Here is a 16,798-nt window from a genome sequence, read left to right as displayed (position 1 = left end):
CCCAACCCGCTCCGCTACACGAGCACCTACCTCGACCCCACCGGCCTGTACAAGACCGGAGCCCGCTACTACGACCCGTCGGTGGGCCGCTTCACCCAGACCGACCCCGCAGGCAAGGAAGCCAACGGGTACGCCTACGCGGCCGGCGACCCGATCAACCGGGCCGACCCGACGGGGACATGGTCGCTCAAGAGCGCGGCGTCGAAGGCCACCAAGCGCCTGGGCAGGCTCAATCAGGTCGCCACGGCCTGGCAGTTCGGCGAGAAGGTGGCCGCCGGCGATTGGAAGGGCGCTGCGGGAGTGGGCGCCGACTTCGTCGCCGGTGGGCTGGTCGAAACCGGGTGCACGTACATCACCGGCGGCACGGGAGCAGTCCCCTGTGCCGTCCTGGGAACCTACGTCGGCAAGCAGGTCGGCGACGCAGTCGAGAACGCCTGACCCGGAACCGAGCGTGTCGGGAACCATCGACCACGACGACAGGAAGTGACATGACCACGTCTCTGAGCGAGAACGCCGCACGCATCACCGGAGCGCCACTGACCGGCTGGGTCGGCGCCGCAATAGTAGTCGTCGTGTTCCTCATCTGGGGCCTGTCACGGCGCAGGAAGCGCTGACACTTCCGCCACACGACGACACCGGGTGTCCCCCGCCGACGGCGGGGGACACCCGGTGTCGTCGTGCCAGCCCGGGTCGACCCGAACCGGTGAACCGAACGCTCAGGGTCGGGGGAGTCGGCGGTAGTCCTGGCCGGGGATCTTGATCAACGCGTGGGTGGGGGCGATCTGCCATCCCTGGGCGGCGTCGATCTCGTGGCCGCCGGGTACCCCGTATCCGGCCCACATCGGCAGGTCGACCCGCAGTGCCCAGGCTCCCGAGGCGGTCCGTTCCCAGCATCAGATACATCCGACGTCCGATCGTGCTCATGGCGATGCAGGCGGCGCTGTGCAGCCGGTCGAAGTCCGACCTCGACTCCGCTTTGGTGCCCGTGTCCCGAAGTGTCAGCGCCGTGTCGCCGGCCCGCCCGGACAAGCGTCCGACAGCACACGAACCGGGCGAAATCCTTTTCATGCCCCGATCGACGGTCCGGTCCACAACAAACGGTGGTGCGAGGTTTGAACCCGGGAGGTTGTCGACGCGGTTCTTGACGGACCTTCGGCCCCTTCCACACGCTTCGCCGCGAACCTCAGAAAACCCCGGCTTCTTGACGGCAGGAGGCTGGTCTAGGCTGCCGCAGTCGTTGGCACCGAGGCCGGCGCCTCGAGGAGAGGTGGACGATGCCGCAAGCGGAACACGCGACCAGCCCGGCGGGCAAGCCGGGGCGGCAGACGCTCAGTGCCGTGGAAGAAGCGGCCCGGATGGACGCCGTGCGCCGCTACGACATCCTCGACACCCCACCCGACGGCGCGTTCGACCGCGTCGCCGCGATGGCCGCCCGGCTGTTCAAGGTGCCGGTGGCGAGCGTGACGATCGTGGACGAGGACCGGATCTGGTTCAAGGCAGCCCACGGTCTGGAAGGCGTCAGCGAGATCGGCCGGGAGCCGGGCCTGTGCGGCTCGGCGATCCTCGCCGACGAAACCCTGGTGATTCCCGACACTCTTACCGACCCCGTCGCCGCCAACAACGGCCTGGTCACCGGGCCGATGGCGGTCCGCTTCTACGCCGCCGCGCCGATCATCACCGGCGACGGGCACCGGCTGGGCACCGTCAACATCCTCGACACCAAGCCGCGCCTGATCACCGAGGACGACACCGCCACCCTCGCCGACCTGGCCGCGATCGTGCTCGACGAACTGGAGATGCGCCTGGCGGCCCTGAACGCCCTGCGCACCGAGCAGGAGCGGCGCATCGAACAGGAGCAGGCCCGCGAGCGCGCGGAGCGCGACACGGCCGCCATCCAGGCGTTCGCCTCCACCCTCCAGCGCACCCTGCTGCCGCCGGCACTGCCGGTGATCCCGGGGCTGGAGCTGGCCTGCCACTACGCCACCGCCTCCCCGCAGGACGTGGGCGGCGACTTCTACGACGTCTTCCCCCTCGACGGCACGAGATGGGCGTTCTTCCTCGGAGACGTGTGCGGCAAGGGCCCCGAAGCCGCCGCCGTCACCTCCCTGACCCGCTACACCCTGCGCGCCGCCGCCCAGATCGACCCCGACCCCGACAAAGTCCTCACCTCCCTGAACACGGCGCTGCTCCTCGACCCCGCTGTCGGTACCCGCTTCTGCACCGCCGTCTTCGGCACCCTGGAACCCCACGAGAAGGACGGGTTCACCGTCACGGTGGCCACCGGCGGGCACCCCCCGGCCTACCACCTGCGCGGAAAGGGGACGGCGGAAGAGGTGCGCCCCCGGGGCGGCATGCTCATCGGCGCCTTCGCCGAGGCGCACTTCGCCTCCCACACCTTCCACCTCGCCCCGGGCGAAGGACTGCTCCTCTACACCGACGGACTGACCGAGGCCCGCACCCTGGGCGGAAAAATGATCGGAGAAGAGGGCCTGACCCGCTTCCTCTCCGCACGCACCGGGCCCGTCGGCGCGGCCGCGGTCATCAAGGACACCGTCGACCTCCTCGACACCACACCCCACGGCGCCGGAGACGACGTCGCCCTGCTGGCCCTGGCCGTCCCCCTCGCACGCGACGCGGACGGCCTCACCGCAACCGCCCACACCATCGCCCCCGCCGGCGAGACGTCGGAGAGCCGCCCGTGACCGACTTCCGCCTCACCACACAGCACACCGACGGCGACCTCGCCCTGGCCCACATCGTCGGGGAACTCGACATAGCCACCGCCCCCCGCTTGCGCGCCCAGGCACTGGCCCTGATCGAACAAGGCCACCGGCACCTGATCCTGGACCTCGGGGGCGTCACCTTCTGCGACTCCTCGGGCTTCAACGCCCTGGTCGGCATCTTCCGCTGCGCCAAGACCGCCGACGGCACCCTGGTCCTCGCCGCCGTCCCCGACCGCCTTGAACGGCTGCTGGACCTCACCGGCCTCAGCACCCTGTTGCCCGCCCACCCCACAGCCGCCCACGCCCTCGTCGCGCACACCCCCAGCCCAGGCACGGCCTCCGCGTAACCCCCTGTGGTGGCCGCCCGGGCAAAGGCGGCCGGATCGACCCCCGGGGCGCCACCGGCCTCGTTCACGCCCACCCCGTAGCCCATGAACCCGCCGGCCCCAGGATGACGAGCAACGAGGGCGACTCGAGATCCATCACCCGCACCGAACGTGAAACCGGTCGGGCGTGGCGACCGGCTCGAGGAAAGCTGCTCCGTCGTTCCACACCCACGTCGTCGACGGGGACGTTCGGTCCACCCCCGCGTAGAGCAGGGCGTCGTGGCGGAACTCCGTGACCGCGCTCATCCGGTCGTCACGTGGTCTAAACCAGTAAGAGGCGCTGACCTGGGCTTTCGCCTAGGTCAGCGCCTCTTCGACACCGTCGGGACGACAGGATTTGAACCTGCGACCCCTTGACCCCCAGTCAAGTGCGCTACCAAGCTGCGCCACGTCCCGGTGTCCGGCTGGCCGAACACGGAAACCATATCGCACTTTGGGGGGTGGTCTGCCACGGGGTTGTTCGGTGGTGTCGGGGCGTGAGCACGGGGGTTGGTCCGGGAAGATCTTCGGGTGGCTTACCCGGTGAATGTTGATGTCGTGCCCCTTGAGACCTATCCCGATCTGGACGCGCTCCAGCGGTTCGGGGTCGGGGCCGTGTTGAGTGATGGGCTCGATTCCGTGGAGGGGTTCGAGGAGGCCGATGGGGTCGGGGTGGATCTGGTGGACTTTCGGGTCAGCACTCGGTCGGATGGGGCCGCGGTGCTGTTGTCCGTGGACGCGCCCACCCTGGAGTCGGCCGAGCGGACGGCGCGGCAGATGGTGATGGGGGTGTTGGAGGCCAGTGGGATCCTGGCCGATTGGCGGGTCGTGCGCAGTGAGGTGCAATTGCACGACGATCTTGTGTACGAGAGTTTGATGGCGGCCGACGGGCCGGATGCGCCGTCGGAGGACCCGATGCTGCGGGCGCGAGGGCCGTTGCCCGAGGAGCGGGCGCGGATCGAGCGGCAGGCCGCGGGGGTGCGGGCGTTCGGACTCGACGCCTTCGGATGTGACGCCGATACCGCGCAGCCCGATGTGCCCGAGGAGAAGGCACGGCTCGCGGCCGGGGCGGTGGCGGCTTCGGTGGGTGTGCTGGTGGATCTGCTGTTCACGGATCTGGTGAATCTTCGGGCCGAGGACGGGGCCTCGTTTTTTGTGTTGGACGAGTTGCCCGTACAAGAGGAAGGGTTCGTTCGACGATTCGTGGTGGCGGCGGTGGAGATCCTGGGGCGGTTGAGTGGGACGGGGTGGGCGCCTCCGGCGTGTTTCGCCGAGGAGATGGCCTTGCGGTTGTTGGTGGACCAGGGCGCCTCGATGCTGGAGCGGCTCGGGTTGTACGACGACGACGTCGAGGCCGCGTTCGTGACGTTCAGCGACGCAGCCCTCGAGGACCCGGACTCGGTCGAGTTGCGGCTGTCGGACCCCGGACCCGAAGCGTGGTTCGAGCCCATCGTGCCCGGACGGCCCGTGCACGCTTACCTGCGGGCGCACAGACATGAATGGTGACACCGCCGACGGCGAGTCGGCGGTGTGGACTCGCGTGCACGGGGTCCACGACGCCCCGCTGGACTTGATGACCGCCCGGTTCCGGCGGCACCGCTACGCGCCGCACGCGCACGAGGAGTTCGCCATCGGCGTGTGCGTGGAGGGGATCGAGCAGATCGCGTATCGCGGGGCCGTACACCGCTCCGGCCCCGGCGCGGTCGTGGTCGCCGAGCCGGGGGAGACGCACACCGGCGGCGCCGGCATACCCGAGGGCTACGCCTACCGCGTGCTGTACCCCACGCCGGAACTCGTCGGCGAAGACGTGATCGGGCCGCTCCCGCACTTCCCGTCGCTGATCGTCGACGACACGGCGCTCGCCGCCGAGATCGTCGCGCTGCACGAGCACCTCACCGTCGGCGGCGACGCGTTCGAGGGCGAATCGCGTGTCGTGGAGGTGCTGCGCGCCCTGGTGCGGCGGCACGCCGTCCGGGTACGAGCCGCCGACCGCTTCTCGCCCGACGCCGCCCGGGTCGCCCGCGCGGTCCGAGAGCGGCTCGCCGACGAACTCGTACAACCGCCGTCGCTGACCGACCTGGCCGCCGGCATCGGCCTCTCCCGCTACCAGACCCTGCGCGCCTTCCGCGACGCCGTGGGCCTGCCCCCGTACGCCTGGCTCGCCCAGCACCGCGTCACCCGCGCGAAGGGCCTGCTCGCGCGCGGAATGACCCCGGCCGAGGTCGCCCACGCGGTCGGCTTCGCCGATCAGGCCCACCTCGGACGCTGGTTCCGGCGCGTCCTGGGCGTCACGCCCGGCGCGTACCGCAACAGCGTCGTCGTCCCGCAACAGCGCCTCGCCACGACGTTGTCACCACGACCCGACCACATCGCCCCGGGACGCTGACCGCGCCACGACCGTGTGGTCTCGGCGGGACCGACCCGGCCGCGACGGGGGAGGCGGACGCCGACCGGACTGCGACGTTTCGTGCCCGAGACCCAGGAGCGCGCGAGAGCGAGGGCTTGAGGGCCGCTCGGGCCGTGACCACCCGTTGCCGCGCGCCGCGCGCCGCGCGGGAGGCGGTGGGTACGAGGGCGCCGTACGAGCCACGGCCTTGTCGTTCGAGAGGCCGACCCGGGCCGCGCGACGTGGTGCATCCACCGGTAGCACGAGGTGCGCCCCGACCGGCCGGCCGAGGCCCGTTGTCGGCCCGACCCGACACGCGTTCCGGTTCGGCGCCGGCTTCGCCGTCGGGGTTCGAGAGGCCGGCCCGCCACATGACGCGGCGCGGGCACAGGTTCACCCGGCAGGCCGGCGCGGTTGGTGCGCACGCGCGCAACACCATCTTCGCCGCAAGCCGGCCCAGGCAGGCTGCGACCCGCCGCCCGCGCACGTATGCGGCCCCTGCCCGTACCCGTACCCGCACCCGCTGCTCCGGCCGGGGCTTCGCGGGCCTCGGCCGTGTCGCCGTGAGTGGGTGAGTCGCCGTGCGTCCGCAACAACGTTCTAGACCGGCCCGCCGCCGGTGGCTGATCATCGTCGCGGAATCGAGAAGACGGAGGGGACGCGGCCGTGAGTCGTCGTGGGGCGTTGTTGTTCGCGTGCATGTGCGTTATCTGGGGGATCCCCTACCTGCTGATCAAGGTCGCGGTCGAGGACGTGTCGCCCGCGGTGCTGGTGTTCGCGCGTACCGGGGTCGCGGCATTGGTCCTGCTGCCGTTCGCGCTGCGCGGGGGCGGGATGCGTGGGCTCACGCCCTACACGTGGCCGCTGCTCGTGTTCGCGGTGACCGAGTTCGTCGGGCCGTGGTGGATGCTCTCCGACGCCGAACGCCGGTTGTCCAGCTCGACCACCGGGCTGCTGATCGCCTCCGTGCCGATCTTCGGGGCGGTGCTCGTGTACCTGACCGGCGGCACCGAGCGAATGGGCCCGGTGCGCTGGGCCGGACTGGCGATCGGGTTCGGCGGTGTCGCGGTCCTCGCGGGACCCACCCTCGGCGGCGGCGACCCATGGGCGGCGGTCGAGGTGCTCGCGACCGCCCTGTGTTACGCAGGCGCGGCGTTGGTGGCCGAACGCAAACTCAAGGACGTGCCGAGCCTGCCGATGACCACCGTATGCCTGGGCTTCACCGCGCTCGTGTACGTGCCGCTCGCGGCGTACCAGTGGCCCGACCACGTGCCCACCGGCAAGGCGTTCGGCGCGATGGGCGTGCTGGCGCTGCTGTGCACCGCGGTCGCGATGGTGATCTTCTTCGAACTGGTCCGCGAGGTCGGCGCGGCCCGCGCGACCGTGATCACGTATGTCAACCCGGCCGTCGCGGTTGCCGCCGGCGTACTGATCCTGGACGAGAAGTTCACCCTTGCCATCGGCCTGTCGTTCCTGCTCATCCTCGGTGGAGCGGTCCTGGCCACGCGCAGGAACGCGGCAGCGGTCGTACCGGCGACCGAGGAGCCGCTGCCCGGCGCGGTGGACGCGCCCGGACAGCGGCTGTGACGCGACGAATCCCCTCCCCGGCAGACCGCGACGACGTTCGCGGGCGCGGCGGCGCGGCTCGGCTCGGCTCGGCTCGCTCCGGTCCGGTCCCGTCCGATCCCGTCCGGTCCGATCCCGTCCCGTCCCGTCCCGTCCGCGGCACGTGTGCCCCGTCGGGACTACGTCGAACTGCGCGCTGTCGCCGCCTTGACCCGGTGCCCGGACGCGGGAGAGGCAACGGCCGTCTACAGTCGGGGCGCTCGGATGGGAGGCGGTGGTGAACCCGCTCTGGGAACGGCCGAGTTGATCGCCTCCCGGGCCACCGATGCCGGGCGGTTCGAGCCCGACCCGCTACAGGGCCGCCCACCCCCGGCCCGGTTCGGCTGCCCTACGCCGGCAGGGCCGGCGCCGGGTGTGTGCGCCGGCCGCGCGCGGGATGCGCACGCGGCGTCGATCCGTGGGCCGGAGGGAGAGTTCGGTGCACGTTGGGGTTCCCGGCGCCGTTAGCGCGCTCTGGTCTCCGGCCGAGCCGGGTGGTCTTCGGTGGGCGCGTTCGAGGTATGGGTGCGTTCGACGCGTGGATGCGGGCAGTTGCTCCGGTCGTTCGTGGCGGCGCGGCCCCGGGCGGGACGAGGGGCACGTTTTCCGTTGCCGGTCTCCCCGTCCTGTGTGGCGCCGTGGCAGGGTGTGCGCATGACCAGCCTCGGACGTACCGACGAGCCCCCGCCGGGAGGTGACCGCGGCAACGCAAATCGACGGTCCCGCCGCCCGACCGAGGCCGAACTGCGCGCCGTCATCGAGCCGTTGGCAGCGATCGAGCGCCTGCCCACCTCCGCCGGGGAGCGGGAGGCCGCGCACCGGATCGCCGATCTGCTCCGTGAACTCGGCGCGGACGACGCGGTCGTGGAGGAGGAGCCCGCCTACTCCTCGTATGCCCGACCGATAGGCACACTCAGCGCGATCACCGTCGCCGCCGGGCTGCTCGCCAAACGCTCACGCGTCGCCGCGACGCTGGCCGCGACCGCCGCCACGATCGGTGTCGTCGACGACATCTCCTACCGCAACCAGTACGCCCGCCGCGCCCTCGCCGGCCGGCGCCGCAGCGCCTACAACGTCGTCGCGTCCGTCGGCGATCCCACAGCCACGCGCACGCTCGTGATCACGGCCCATCACGACGCGGCCCCCACCGGCGCGGTGTTCGACGAGCGAGCCGCACGCCGGCTCGCCACGCGCTACCCACACCTGCTCGACAAGGTGAACGAGAACCCGCCGCTGTGGTGGCCCGTGGTCGCCGCCCCCGCACTGGTCGCACTCGGCTGCGCCACCGGGTCAACGACCCTACGCCGTACCGGAATCGGCCTCGCCGCACTGTGCACCGCGGCCTTCACCCAGATCGGCCGCAGCCGGGCGGTCCCCGGTGCCAACGACAACCTGTCCGGCGTCGCGGTCCTGATCGCCATGGCGAAGACACTCCGCGACGACCCGATCCACGGAGTGCGCGTCCTGCTCGTGTCCGCCGGCGCGGAAGAGGCCCTCCAAGAGGGCATACGCGGCTTCGCACGCCGCCACTTCCCGCAGCTGCCGCTCGACAGCACGTGGTTCCTCAACGTCGACACCGTGGGATCGGGCAATCTCGTGCTGCTCGAAGCCGAGGGCCCGCTCCACATGGAGCCCTACGACGTCCCCTTCAACAACCTGCTCTCCGAATGCGCGACCCGCGACAACATCAACGTCCTCACCGGCCTGCGCTCCCGTAGTTCCACGGACGGCGTGGTCCCCAACCGGCACGGCTACCCCACGGCCACCCTGGTCTCGATCGACGACCAAAAGCTCATCCCGCACTACCACTTGCACACCGACCTGCCCGAACACGTCGACTACGCCTGCGTATCCGACGCCTGCGCGCTCGCGGAAGCGGCCGCCCGCGCCCTGGCCGCAGGCGCCTGACCGGCGCCGTTTCCGGTCGGCCGCAGACGTCGGAACAGCAACAGAGCGTGCGCAGCGCCGTATCGCCGATCACGTGGCCGACGACGCCGTTCATCGCCGCACCAACCACCGTCGTTCCCCGCACTCGGTGCACAACCGCCGCCACCACGGCAGTTCGGCCGGCGTCGACGGTACCTGATGGCTTCGCGCCACCAGCACGTCGTCCAATCGCTCGACCACGACGCGCAAGCGGGACGCGGTGCCCGCAGGCAGTGCCGCCATCGCCTCCTCCAGGGTGTCGCGTGCCCACTCCTCGCCGCAGCACGCGCACGTGAACTCCGCCTCCCACGGCCGCCATCGGCGATCGGTGCGGTATACGTGCGCCGACCACACGCTCACGGCGACGGCAACTCGGCCCGGCGTGCCTCGACGCGATTCCCACTGTCGAATCGCCGCGTTCGCCGACCCCGGCAGCCCGGGCACGTGCCGATAGCGCAGCCGACCGCTCGACCACATGGGGCGGATCGGACGAAGTGATCCGGGAGACCTACGCGGCACGGCCCCTTCGGGCCCGAACGAGGCAGCGGGAAGCATTCATGCGCGACATCCTGACACGCGAACGCACCGCCCGCCTCACCGGCATCGACACCCCAGCCCCCCAACGCACGACCGCGCCCGGAGCCGAACCCTCCGACTCCGAGCGCGGCCTGACCGACCATCAGCCCGGGGACCAAACGCAGGTCCGGCCTCGAACTCCGACCCGACCCAAACCCCGGCTCGCCTCCGGTCGGTCTGGGACCGACGCCGACCTCAGCCCCGATCCACCCACTCCTCGAAGAGCTGTTCCACGTAGTCCAGGAAGTCGCTCCCCGTGCTCGGCCGCACCCGCAGGATCTGCGGGTCGTGGTCGCTCGCCTGGTCCGCGAAGGCCGCGTTCACGTGCACGATGTCGTACTCGAAGCGGGTGATCCGCGAACTGGTCAGAATCTGGTCGAGCATCTGGCTGTTGCCGTTGAACACGTAGCCCCAACGCTCGTTCGCCGGCAGCGTGTCGACCAATGTGCGCAACGCGCCGCCCTGGGTGAGCGTGCCGAGCGTGGGGGAGAAGGCGAAGTCGTTCAGGTCGCCGAGCACCACCAGGTTGGCGCGCGGGTCGGATGCGAGCAGTTGGTCGACGAACGTGCGCAGCACCTTCGCCTGCGCGACGCGCTGCACCTCGGAGCTGCGCGACGGCGGCTGGAATCGGCTGTCCAGGGCCTGGTCACCGCCCTTGGACGCGAAGTGGTTCGCGATCACGAACACCGACTTGCCACGGAAGCGGAACTCCGCCGCGAGCGGCTTACGGCTGCTGTCCCACGCCGGGTCCGCCGGCGAGATGCGCCCCGGCGACTGGGTCAATTGGGTGCGCCCCAACCAGTCCTTGCGCACCCCCACCGCGGCCGTGGGACCGCCACCGGGACGGTCCACGAACTCGACGCGCGTAGCGTCGAACAGGAACGCGTTGCGGATATTGCCGCCGGGTTGGCCGCCGTCCTTGCCGTCGACCGGCTCGATCGAGCGCCACTGATACGTGGGCCCACCCGCCGCCTTGATCGCCGCGACCAGCTTGTCCAACGTCTGATCGGCGGCCACCACACCGTCGTTCGTCGGCCCGCTGTTGTCCTGGATCTCCTCCAAGGCCACCACGTCGGGGGTCGCCAGGTTGACGACGATCCCCTTCGCCAGCCGATCGAACTTGGCCTGCGCGTCCTTCGGCGACAGGTTCTCCACGTTGTACGTGGCCACCGCCAGTTCGGTCTTCTTCTGATCGCGCGTCGACTCGGGCTTCAACGACCCCTTGGCCACCTTGCCCAGCGTGGTCGCGGCCAGCGTGTAACCGCCGAAGTTGTCGTACGTCAGCGGACCCGTCGTGACACCCGTGAGCGTGTCGCCCACGTTCGCCTGCGGGAACGGCTCCTGCGCGAACGGCACCAGCGACGAGACCTTCACCCGCCCGCCGTTTTGCGCATCGTATCCGGCGTACAACGTGCCGCCCTGCGCCGTCGCGTTCTGCGTCGGCTCAACGGTGACCCACATCTCGCCGAACGACGTACTCGCGCCCACCACTCGCGCATCGGCTACGCGCGTCAACTGGCCTTCCAGCGACTCGTACAGGTCGAGCGCGTACTTCGTCGGCTCCAGCGGCAACGCCTCGATCGACGGCGAACCGGCGGGCCCGTTGGCCGTGTACACGTCCGGGACCTTCGCCGCGTCCACCACCACCGGAGCCGGCAGCGCCTGACCCGACGCGTCGATCACCCAAGTCGCCCCGACGAGTTGGGTCAGCGACTGGCCGCCGACGTTGACGCCGCCGGGATAGAACTCGTCGACCTTCGCGCTCACCTTGACCGCGTCGCCGACCGCCACCTGCGGCGTGACACCACCGGTCAGCACGAACACGCCCTCGGACGTGCGGGGATCGTCGTCCGCCTGGGTGTCCTGGAACCAGAAGCCGCGCGAATTCCCGAAGCTGCGAATCCCCGTGACGACACCCGGGACACTCGCCACCCGCGCGCCGTTCTTCGGCGACACCCGCGTCGTGCCCTGAATATCGTGGATCCGTGCGTTCGTCGGCTCCGGCTCACCCGGACCAGGACCCGTGGGGCCCTCCCCACGCGCATTGAGCGGAGTCGGGGCGCCCACCACGAAGTCGGCCGCGTTGTCGTCGGTATCCGCCAGGGAAGCCGCCCGGGCCAGTGCCGTCGCGTTCGCGGAAGCACCGGCCGGCGCACCCTCGCGGACCACGGCGTCGCCGTAGCCCAACACGTCCACCACACGCGCGTCCGCGACACAGTCGGCGGCGGTCAAACACGTCAGCGCCGTCGTACCGCGCACCAACGCGACCGTACCGGCCGTGCCGGACAGGTTGATCGACCCCGAAACGTCGGGCGTCGGAAGCGCCACGGTGCCACCGGCGCCCTTGCCCTCGCCGACCAGGAACCGGCCACCGGGCGCCACCGTGCCGGTCAGCGCGGTGACTTGCCACTGCGACGTCGGCTTGGGCGCCGCCGGCAGATACTGCACGCTCCACCCGTCGACCGCCACCGCGGCCGAAGCCTTGTTCGCCAGTTCCACGAAGTCGTTCGTGAGCGTCGCACCGTTGTTGCCGCCACCGCCGTACACCTCGGCGAGCAACACGTCCACGGCCGGAGCCGCGTTCGCAGACGTAGGAGCGAGCACCAACGCGGTACCGGCGAGAGCGCCGGCCACGGTCGCGGCCACCACACCGATCGGTCGCCGCCGCGATCCGGATCCGGATCGTCGACGGGACACTTGCTGACGGAATGTCACCCAGGGCCTCCGGTAAGAGAAAAGGGACAGGTGCGGGCCATTCTCGGGACTGCGGATGAACGGCGTCCATCGTTTGGGAAACCCCAAAGCAGCCGACACCCACCCTCGACCCGAACCTTTCCCCTCACGCCCCGCACCACCGCGCCCACCCACCGACCGGAACAGGCCATCCCCAACACCCGACACCCGCTACCCGACGCCCACTACCCGACGCCCAACTCCCAGCCCCGCAGAGCCGCCCACTCGATCCCGGCGACCCGATCAGGCCGACAAGGCCCGATCGTGCGGCTGCGTCCACTGCCCCGCCGAGAGCGAACTCGCGTGCACGGACAGGTCCGTGGTCTCACGAAACTCCGGCCGCGTATACAGATCCCGCGCGTAGCCCCACAGATTCGGATAGTCCACAAGCGTGCGCCCGTCCTGCGCAACCGCCGCGTGATACGTCCTCGTGAAGCGCACCAACTTCACCCAGAACCGGATGTCCGACACCGTGAACCGATCCCCGAACAGGTAACGCTTGTCCGCGAGATGCGCGTCCGAGCGCTCCAGCGTGTTGATCACCACGCCCTCCTCCGACGTCCACAGACCGCCCCGACGCGCCGCCGTCGCGAAGTCCTCGTCGGTCGTGTCGATCGCCTCGCGCAAATCCTCCGGATACAGGTCGACAGCGCCCGCGCCCGCATCGACCACCCCGTCGAACGCCGTGATCAAGTTGTTCGCCAGTGTGTCGTAGTCGTTCGACACGATCCGACGCGTCACCGTGTCCCACAGCGTCGGCACCGAGATGTGGCCCGGATAACCCGGTTCGGTGGCCTCGTACGCCTCCCGCAGCAACGCGAACCCGTTCGCCCGATCAGGACCGAACCGCTCGCGGAACGCCCAACCGCGGCCGTCGCGTTCCTCGTCCACGTACGAGACACCGATCACGTCGCGCAACCCGCGCGCATGTCGCACGATCGCCGCGATGTGCGCCCACGGGCAACCGTGCGACAAGTACAGGTGGTATCGCCCCGCCACCGCCGGATATACCCGATCACCGATGAGCCCGACGAACGGATAGTCGGGATCGCGCACCGTGTACGGGCCGTACGCGTCGACGTCCACAGGGCTCGCATAGCCGATTTCGAGGGTCACTGAGTCGCTCCTGTCACAAGTTCCAGCCGGTCCGAAGACGCCGGACCGACGTCCCGTAGATGATTCAGTACGCCCCGAGCCAACGCGTCGTTGACCCGAAACGACGGCGCGTCGAAACGGGGCCGGGAGAACCCCGCGCTCCCGGCACCACCCGCCACACCGTGTCCCACCGCGAACCGACTCGGATGCGCGTCACCACGCGCGTCCACCAACCGCCGGTCGCCCGCCCGCGCGGACACCCGCCCCGCCGGATCGGCGGTGACACCGCCCCGCGCGGCCAACCGCCGCAACAAGGCGTCACGCGTGCGCCGGAGCGCCGGCTCCGGCAACCGCGCCTCCACCAGCGCCCGCGCGCTCACGTCGAGCCCCGGCACGGTCGGGCTCGACGCCCGCCACCCACCCGCCGCGTCGTCGGCCGTGATGACCGCGTCCTCGCCCAGAAAGCGCACCACACCCGCCCGGGCCAGCGCGAGCAACTCCTCCAGACGCGGGCCCGGCGGCCCGCTCGCGAGATAGCTGAAGAACGCCAACAGCCGCGGCACATCCACCGGATGCCCGGCATCCTGAAGCCGCAGGACGACCCCGTACACGCTCAACAGCGCGTGTATCGCGGCCAGGTCCTGGCTGTACCCGCGATCGTGCCGACGCGCGAGATCGGCCGCGATGTGCTCGTGCATCCACTCCTGCAGCGCCCCCGCATTCGCGAACCGCCGCCCCCCGACCGGCCGATCCAACAACGCCACATCGAATCGATCCGCCGGATCCGGCACCGCCCGCCCGACCAACTCGGCCACCGCCGCATCCGACCCGGCCGCCTCGAACGCCGCCGAGAACTCGGACCACCCCATCGCCGTGCGCTCCCCATGCGCGGTGAACAGCCGGTGATAGTGCGCACCGGCCAACTCCTTCGTGATCAACGGCCACATGTCCACCGCATCCCGCGCAGCCTCGAACGTGAAAAACCGCGGGAGCGGCGGCCGTTCGCCCGACCACTCGTAGCCCGTCTTGGACCGGTACGGCACGCCGCGCCGCGACGCCGCGAACAACACCGGCTCACGCCCCGACGGGCGGTAGCGCAACACGCCGTCCGCGTCTCGCGCGAACGAGCCGCCCCGGCCGTGGCTCAGCCGCACCATCAAGTCCACGAACGCCAACCCGATCCCGCGCACCAACACCGGCTCGCCCGAGCGCAGCCCTGCCAGGTCCAAGTCGGCGGTGTAGCCGGTGGGTATGTACACCAGGCCGTGCCGGCGCGCGAACCTGATTTGCTCGCGCTCGGCCGAAGTGGGCTCGGCGTCGAGGTGACCCTGCGCCAGGATCACCGCGTCCACCCGCAACGGCGGCCGGCGACCGCTCAGATGCACGAACTGCCGCCGGGCCCCGTCGGTGACGTCCACCACCGCGGCCTGATGCACGAGCACCCGGACATTGGCCGGCGCACCCGCGACGGTCGCCCGGAAGAACCACGCGAGATAGGCACTGAGCAGTGGCCGAGTCGGAAAGGACGTCGGGCCACACGCGCGCAACTCGGCGGCAAACGACGCCAGTTCGGGTGAGCTTTCACCTTCGAGGAGCTCGGTCGACCGGTCGTGCGCCCACTCGGCCAACGAGGGCCCCGGGCGGATCGGCCCCTCGATCGTGGACAGTTCATCGGTGAACAAGGTGATGTCGGACGCCAGCGAGTTCGCCCACAGCAGCGGCGACTGGGCCCGCCGCCAGACCCGGCCCGCGCCCGGCGGATACGGATCGACAACATGCACGTGCAACGGCCGATCACCGAGCACCTCGGGCACGTTGGCGAGCAGGCGTTCGAGCACGGAGGATCCGCCCGGCCCGGCGCCGACGATGCAGACTGCGACCGGTCGCAACCGCTCGGACCGACGCCCGACCGGATCGAGAACGTCGGGCGACCCACCCGCATCCCCGCCGGTCGGCAAGCCACCGGCAGCGCCGGAATCGAGCAAGGCGGACGAACCGAACACGCCAAAGGAGCCGGAAGGATCCGATGGCACCGGCGAACCTGACGGAGTGGACGAAGTGGACGGAGTGGACAGGACGGACGGATCGGCGGAATGGTCGGGCATGGCTCTCCCCTCAAGGGGACACGGCAGGAAGACGAGACCGGGAATCCGAGGGATCAGCCACGGGAGTCACCGAAGGGCATCAAAAGACGCCGAAGGCTCCGAAGGCTCCGAGGACGCCGAAGATGTCAAGAACGCCGAAGACGCCGAAGACGCCGAAGGTGTCGCGGACATCGAAGGAGCCACAGGCGCCAAGCGCACAAACGCCTGACTTCCGACGCCCCGAAGTGACGTCGGGCCCGGTCTGCGTGATGGAAAAGCCTTACGCCACAAGGCAAATGCGCAACTCGATCAGCGGCAGGGGAAGATCCGGAGCAGATCCGGAACAGGCGAGAGATCCCAGGCAGAAGATCCGAGAACCCGGCGGCTGGGCCGGGGGAGCGCGGCGAAGAGTCAGCCGCGCGGACAGAGCCCGCCGGCCACACGACACAGGTCGATGTGGCGGCACGACACGAGAAGCAGGTCGGGACTCACGACGCCGACGCTACGGAGCAGCCTGACGAGTTGTCAACGTCAAGCACGGCAGCGCACCACCTCCCACCCGGCCACACCCTCGCCCCGCCCGGCCACCCCCCGCACGTTCGCGAGCGACACATCAGCCCGTCACACACGGCCTTCCACGACGCCCGCTCGCGACACACCACGACATCCCACCAGGCACGCCGCACCGGCCGTCCGCCGGTCGACCGGCCCGCACACCACCCCGTCGAGCAATTGACCGAGTGCCGCCCAGCGGGTTAAATTCCGGAACATCCAGCCGTGGCGCACCGCCACGACCCAGCGAGGGGAACCCGGTGGCGCACTTTGCGCGACGCAGCGACGGGGCGGCCATGTCCGCCGCCGGTTGGCTGCTGTCGGCACGCCTCCACATCGACCTCGGGCGCCTCAGCAGCGCCGCGTGTTGTTCCTGACCCCTGAGTCGGCGGGACACCACCTCGGAGTCTGATCGGGCCCTGCCCGGCTCCCTGTTCGACGCCTCGCACCCGAAACCGCGCCCGCACCCGGAACGCGTCGGCCCACACCGCCGCCGCCCACCACCCCAGGCGCACCCCGAGCGCCGAAGCCCCCGCACCAGCCCGCACCGGTCGGCCCGAACCCGGACCCCGCGCCCGAACTCGACTCCACGCCCGAACTCGACCCCGCCCCCGAACTCGACCTCAAGCCCGAGCCGAACCGCACCGACCCGAGCCGAACCGCACCGGCCCCAGCCGGAGTCCGGCTCCACGTCAGCCCGCACCAAGCCGGGCGTCGGCCGACCGCACCTCGCTCCACCGCGCCGACTCCCAG

General features: G+C 70.7%; 13 protein-coding genes and 1 tRNA gene. 8 read left to right on the top strand and 6 right to left on the bottom strand.

Annotation, left to right across the window (positions count from 1 at the left end):
* Together GT354_RS48235 and GT354_RS56205 are read left to right on the top strand one after the other, a co-directional pair.
* Positions 1 to 438 (top strand): RHS repeat-associated core domain-containing protein (locus GT354_RS48235; protein ID WP_161364283.1); only part of this gene is annotated, 438 nt, incomplete at its 5' end.
* A 50-nt stretch (positions 439 to 488) separates the two neighbouring features.
* Complete coding sequence (locus tag GT354_RS56205) at positions 489 to 614, top strand: hypothetical protein (protein WP_272924042.1); 126 nt, start codon at positions 489 to 491, stop codon at positions 612 to 614.
* Between the two features lie 102 nt (positions 615 to 716).
* Here GT354_RS56205 and GT354_RS56200 read toward each other — a convergent pair whose 3' ends face one another.
* The gene (locus GT354_RS56200) at positions 717 to 842 is read right to left on the bottom strand and encodes a hypothetical protein (protein WP_272924041.1); all 126 of its coding nucleotides are present in this window, start codon (positions 840 to 842) and stop codon (positions 717 to 719) included.
* A gap of 432 nt (positions 843 to 1,274) precedes the next feature.
* Between GT354_RS56200 and GT354_RS48230 the strand changes: the two genes are divergently transcribed.
* Positions 1,275 to 2,702, top strand: a complete 1,428-nt coding sequence (locus GT354_RS48230; protein WP_237536192.1) for a GAF domain-containing SpoIIE family protein phosphatase — start codon at positions 1,275 to 1,277, stop codon at positions 2,700 to 2,702.
* Positions 2,699 to 3,070 carry an STAS domain-containing protein gene (locus GT354_RS48225; protein WP_161364281.1) on the top strand — a complete coding sequence of 124 codons (372 nt, stop codon included), beginning with the start codon at positions 2,699 to 2,701 and terminating at the stop codon, positions 3,068 to 3,070. Before GT354_RS48230 ends, GT354_RS48225 begins: the two co-directional genes overlap by 4 nt.
* 361 nt (positions 3,071 to 3,431) lie before the next feature.
* Here GT354_RS48225 and GT354_RS48220 read toward each other — a convergent pair.
* Positions 3,432 to 3,505, bottom strand: a tRNA-Pro gene (locus GT354_RS48220).
* A 141-nt stretch (positions 3,506 to 3,646) separates the two neighbouring features.
* On the opposite strand from GT354_RS48220, the gene GT354_RS48215 reads away from it, so the two are divergent.
* The 4 genes from GT354_RS48215 to GT354_RS56195 all read left to right on the top strand — a co-directional run bounded on the left by GT354_RS48215 (position 3,647) and on the right by GT354_RS56195 (position 8,987).
* Positions 3,647 to 4,594, top strand: a complete 948-nt coding sequence (locus GT354_RS48215; protein ID WP_161364280.1) for a hypothetical protein — start codon at positions 3,647 to 3,649, stop codon at positions 4,592 to 4,594.
* Positions 4,584 to 5,474: an AraC family transcriptional regulator gene (locus GT354_RS48210; protein ID WP_161364278.1), complete on the top strand. Its 891-nt coding sequence runs from the start codon at positions 4,584 to 4,586 to the stop codon at positions 5,472 to 5,474. The genes GT354_RS48215 and GT354_RS48210 overlap by 11 nt, the downstream gene beginning before the upstream one ends.
* A gap of 666 nt (positions 5,475 to 6,140) precedes the next feature.
* Positions 6,141 to 7,061 (top strand): EamA family transporter, encoded by a 921-nt coding sequence (locus GT354_RS48205; protein WP_346012513.1) that lies wholly within the window; start codon positions 6,141 to 6,143, stop codon positions 7,059 to 7,061.
* Positions 7,062 to 7,733: 672 nt separating this feature from the next.
* Complete coding sequence (locus tag GT354_RS56195; protein WP_161364276.1) at positions 7,734 to 8,987, top strand: M28 family peptidase; 1,254 nt, start codon at positions 7,734 to 7,736, stop codon at positions 8,985 to 8,987.
* A 90-nt stretch (positions 8,988 to 9,077) separates the two neighbouring features.
* On the opposite strand, the gene GT354_RS48195 is transcribed toward GT354_RS56195, so the two are convergent.
* From GT354_RS48195 to GT354_RS48180, 4 genes are all read right to left on the bottom strand, one after another.
* Complete coding sequence (locus tag GT354_RS48195; RefSeq protein WP_161364273.1) at positions 9,078 to 9,482, bottom strand: hypothetical protein; 405 nt, start codon at positions 9,480 to 9,482, stop codon at positions 9,078 to 9,080.
* A 294-nt stretch (positions 9,483 to 9,776) separates the two neighbouring features.
* Positions 9,777 to 12,227 (bottom strand): endonuclease/exonuclease/phosphatase family protein, encoded by a 2,451-nt coding sequence (locus tag GT354_RS48190; protein ID WP_161364271.1) that lies wholly within the window; start codon positions 12,225 to 12,227, stop codon positions 9,777 to 9,779.
* A gap of 330 nt (positions 12,228 to 12,557) precedes the next feature.
* Positions 12,558 to 13,430 carry a glutathione S-transferase C-terminal domain-containing protein gene (locus GT354_RS48185; RefSeq protein ID WP_161364269.1) on the bottom strand — a complete coding sequence of 291 codons (873 nt, stop codon included), beginning with the start codon at positions 13,428 to 13,430 and terminating at the stop codon, positions 12,558 to 12,560.
* On the bottom strand, positions 13,427 to 15,298 hold the full coding sequence (locus GT354_RS48180) for an FAD/NAD(P)-binding protein (RefSeq protein WP_237536191.1): 1,872 nt from the start codon (positions 15,296 to 15,298) through the stop codon (positions 13,427 to 13,429). Before GT354_RS48180 ends, GT354_RS48185 begins: the two co-directional genes overlap by 4 nt.
* Positions 15,299 to 16,798: the final 1,500 nt, after the last annotated feature.

It is taken from the genome of Streptomyces sp. SID3343 (assembly GCF_009865215.1).
Classification (GTDB): domain Bacteria; phylum Actinomycetota; class Actinomycetes; order Streptomycetales; family Streptomycetaceae; genus Embleya.
This window is presented reverse-complemented; position numbering and strand designations above follow the sequence as displayed.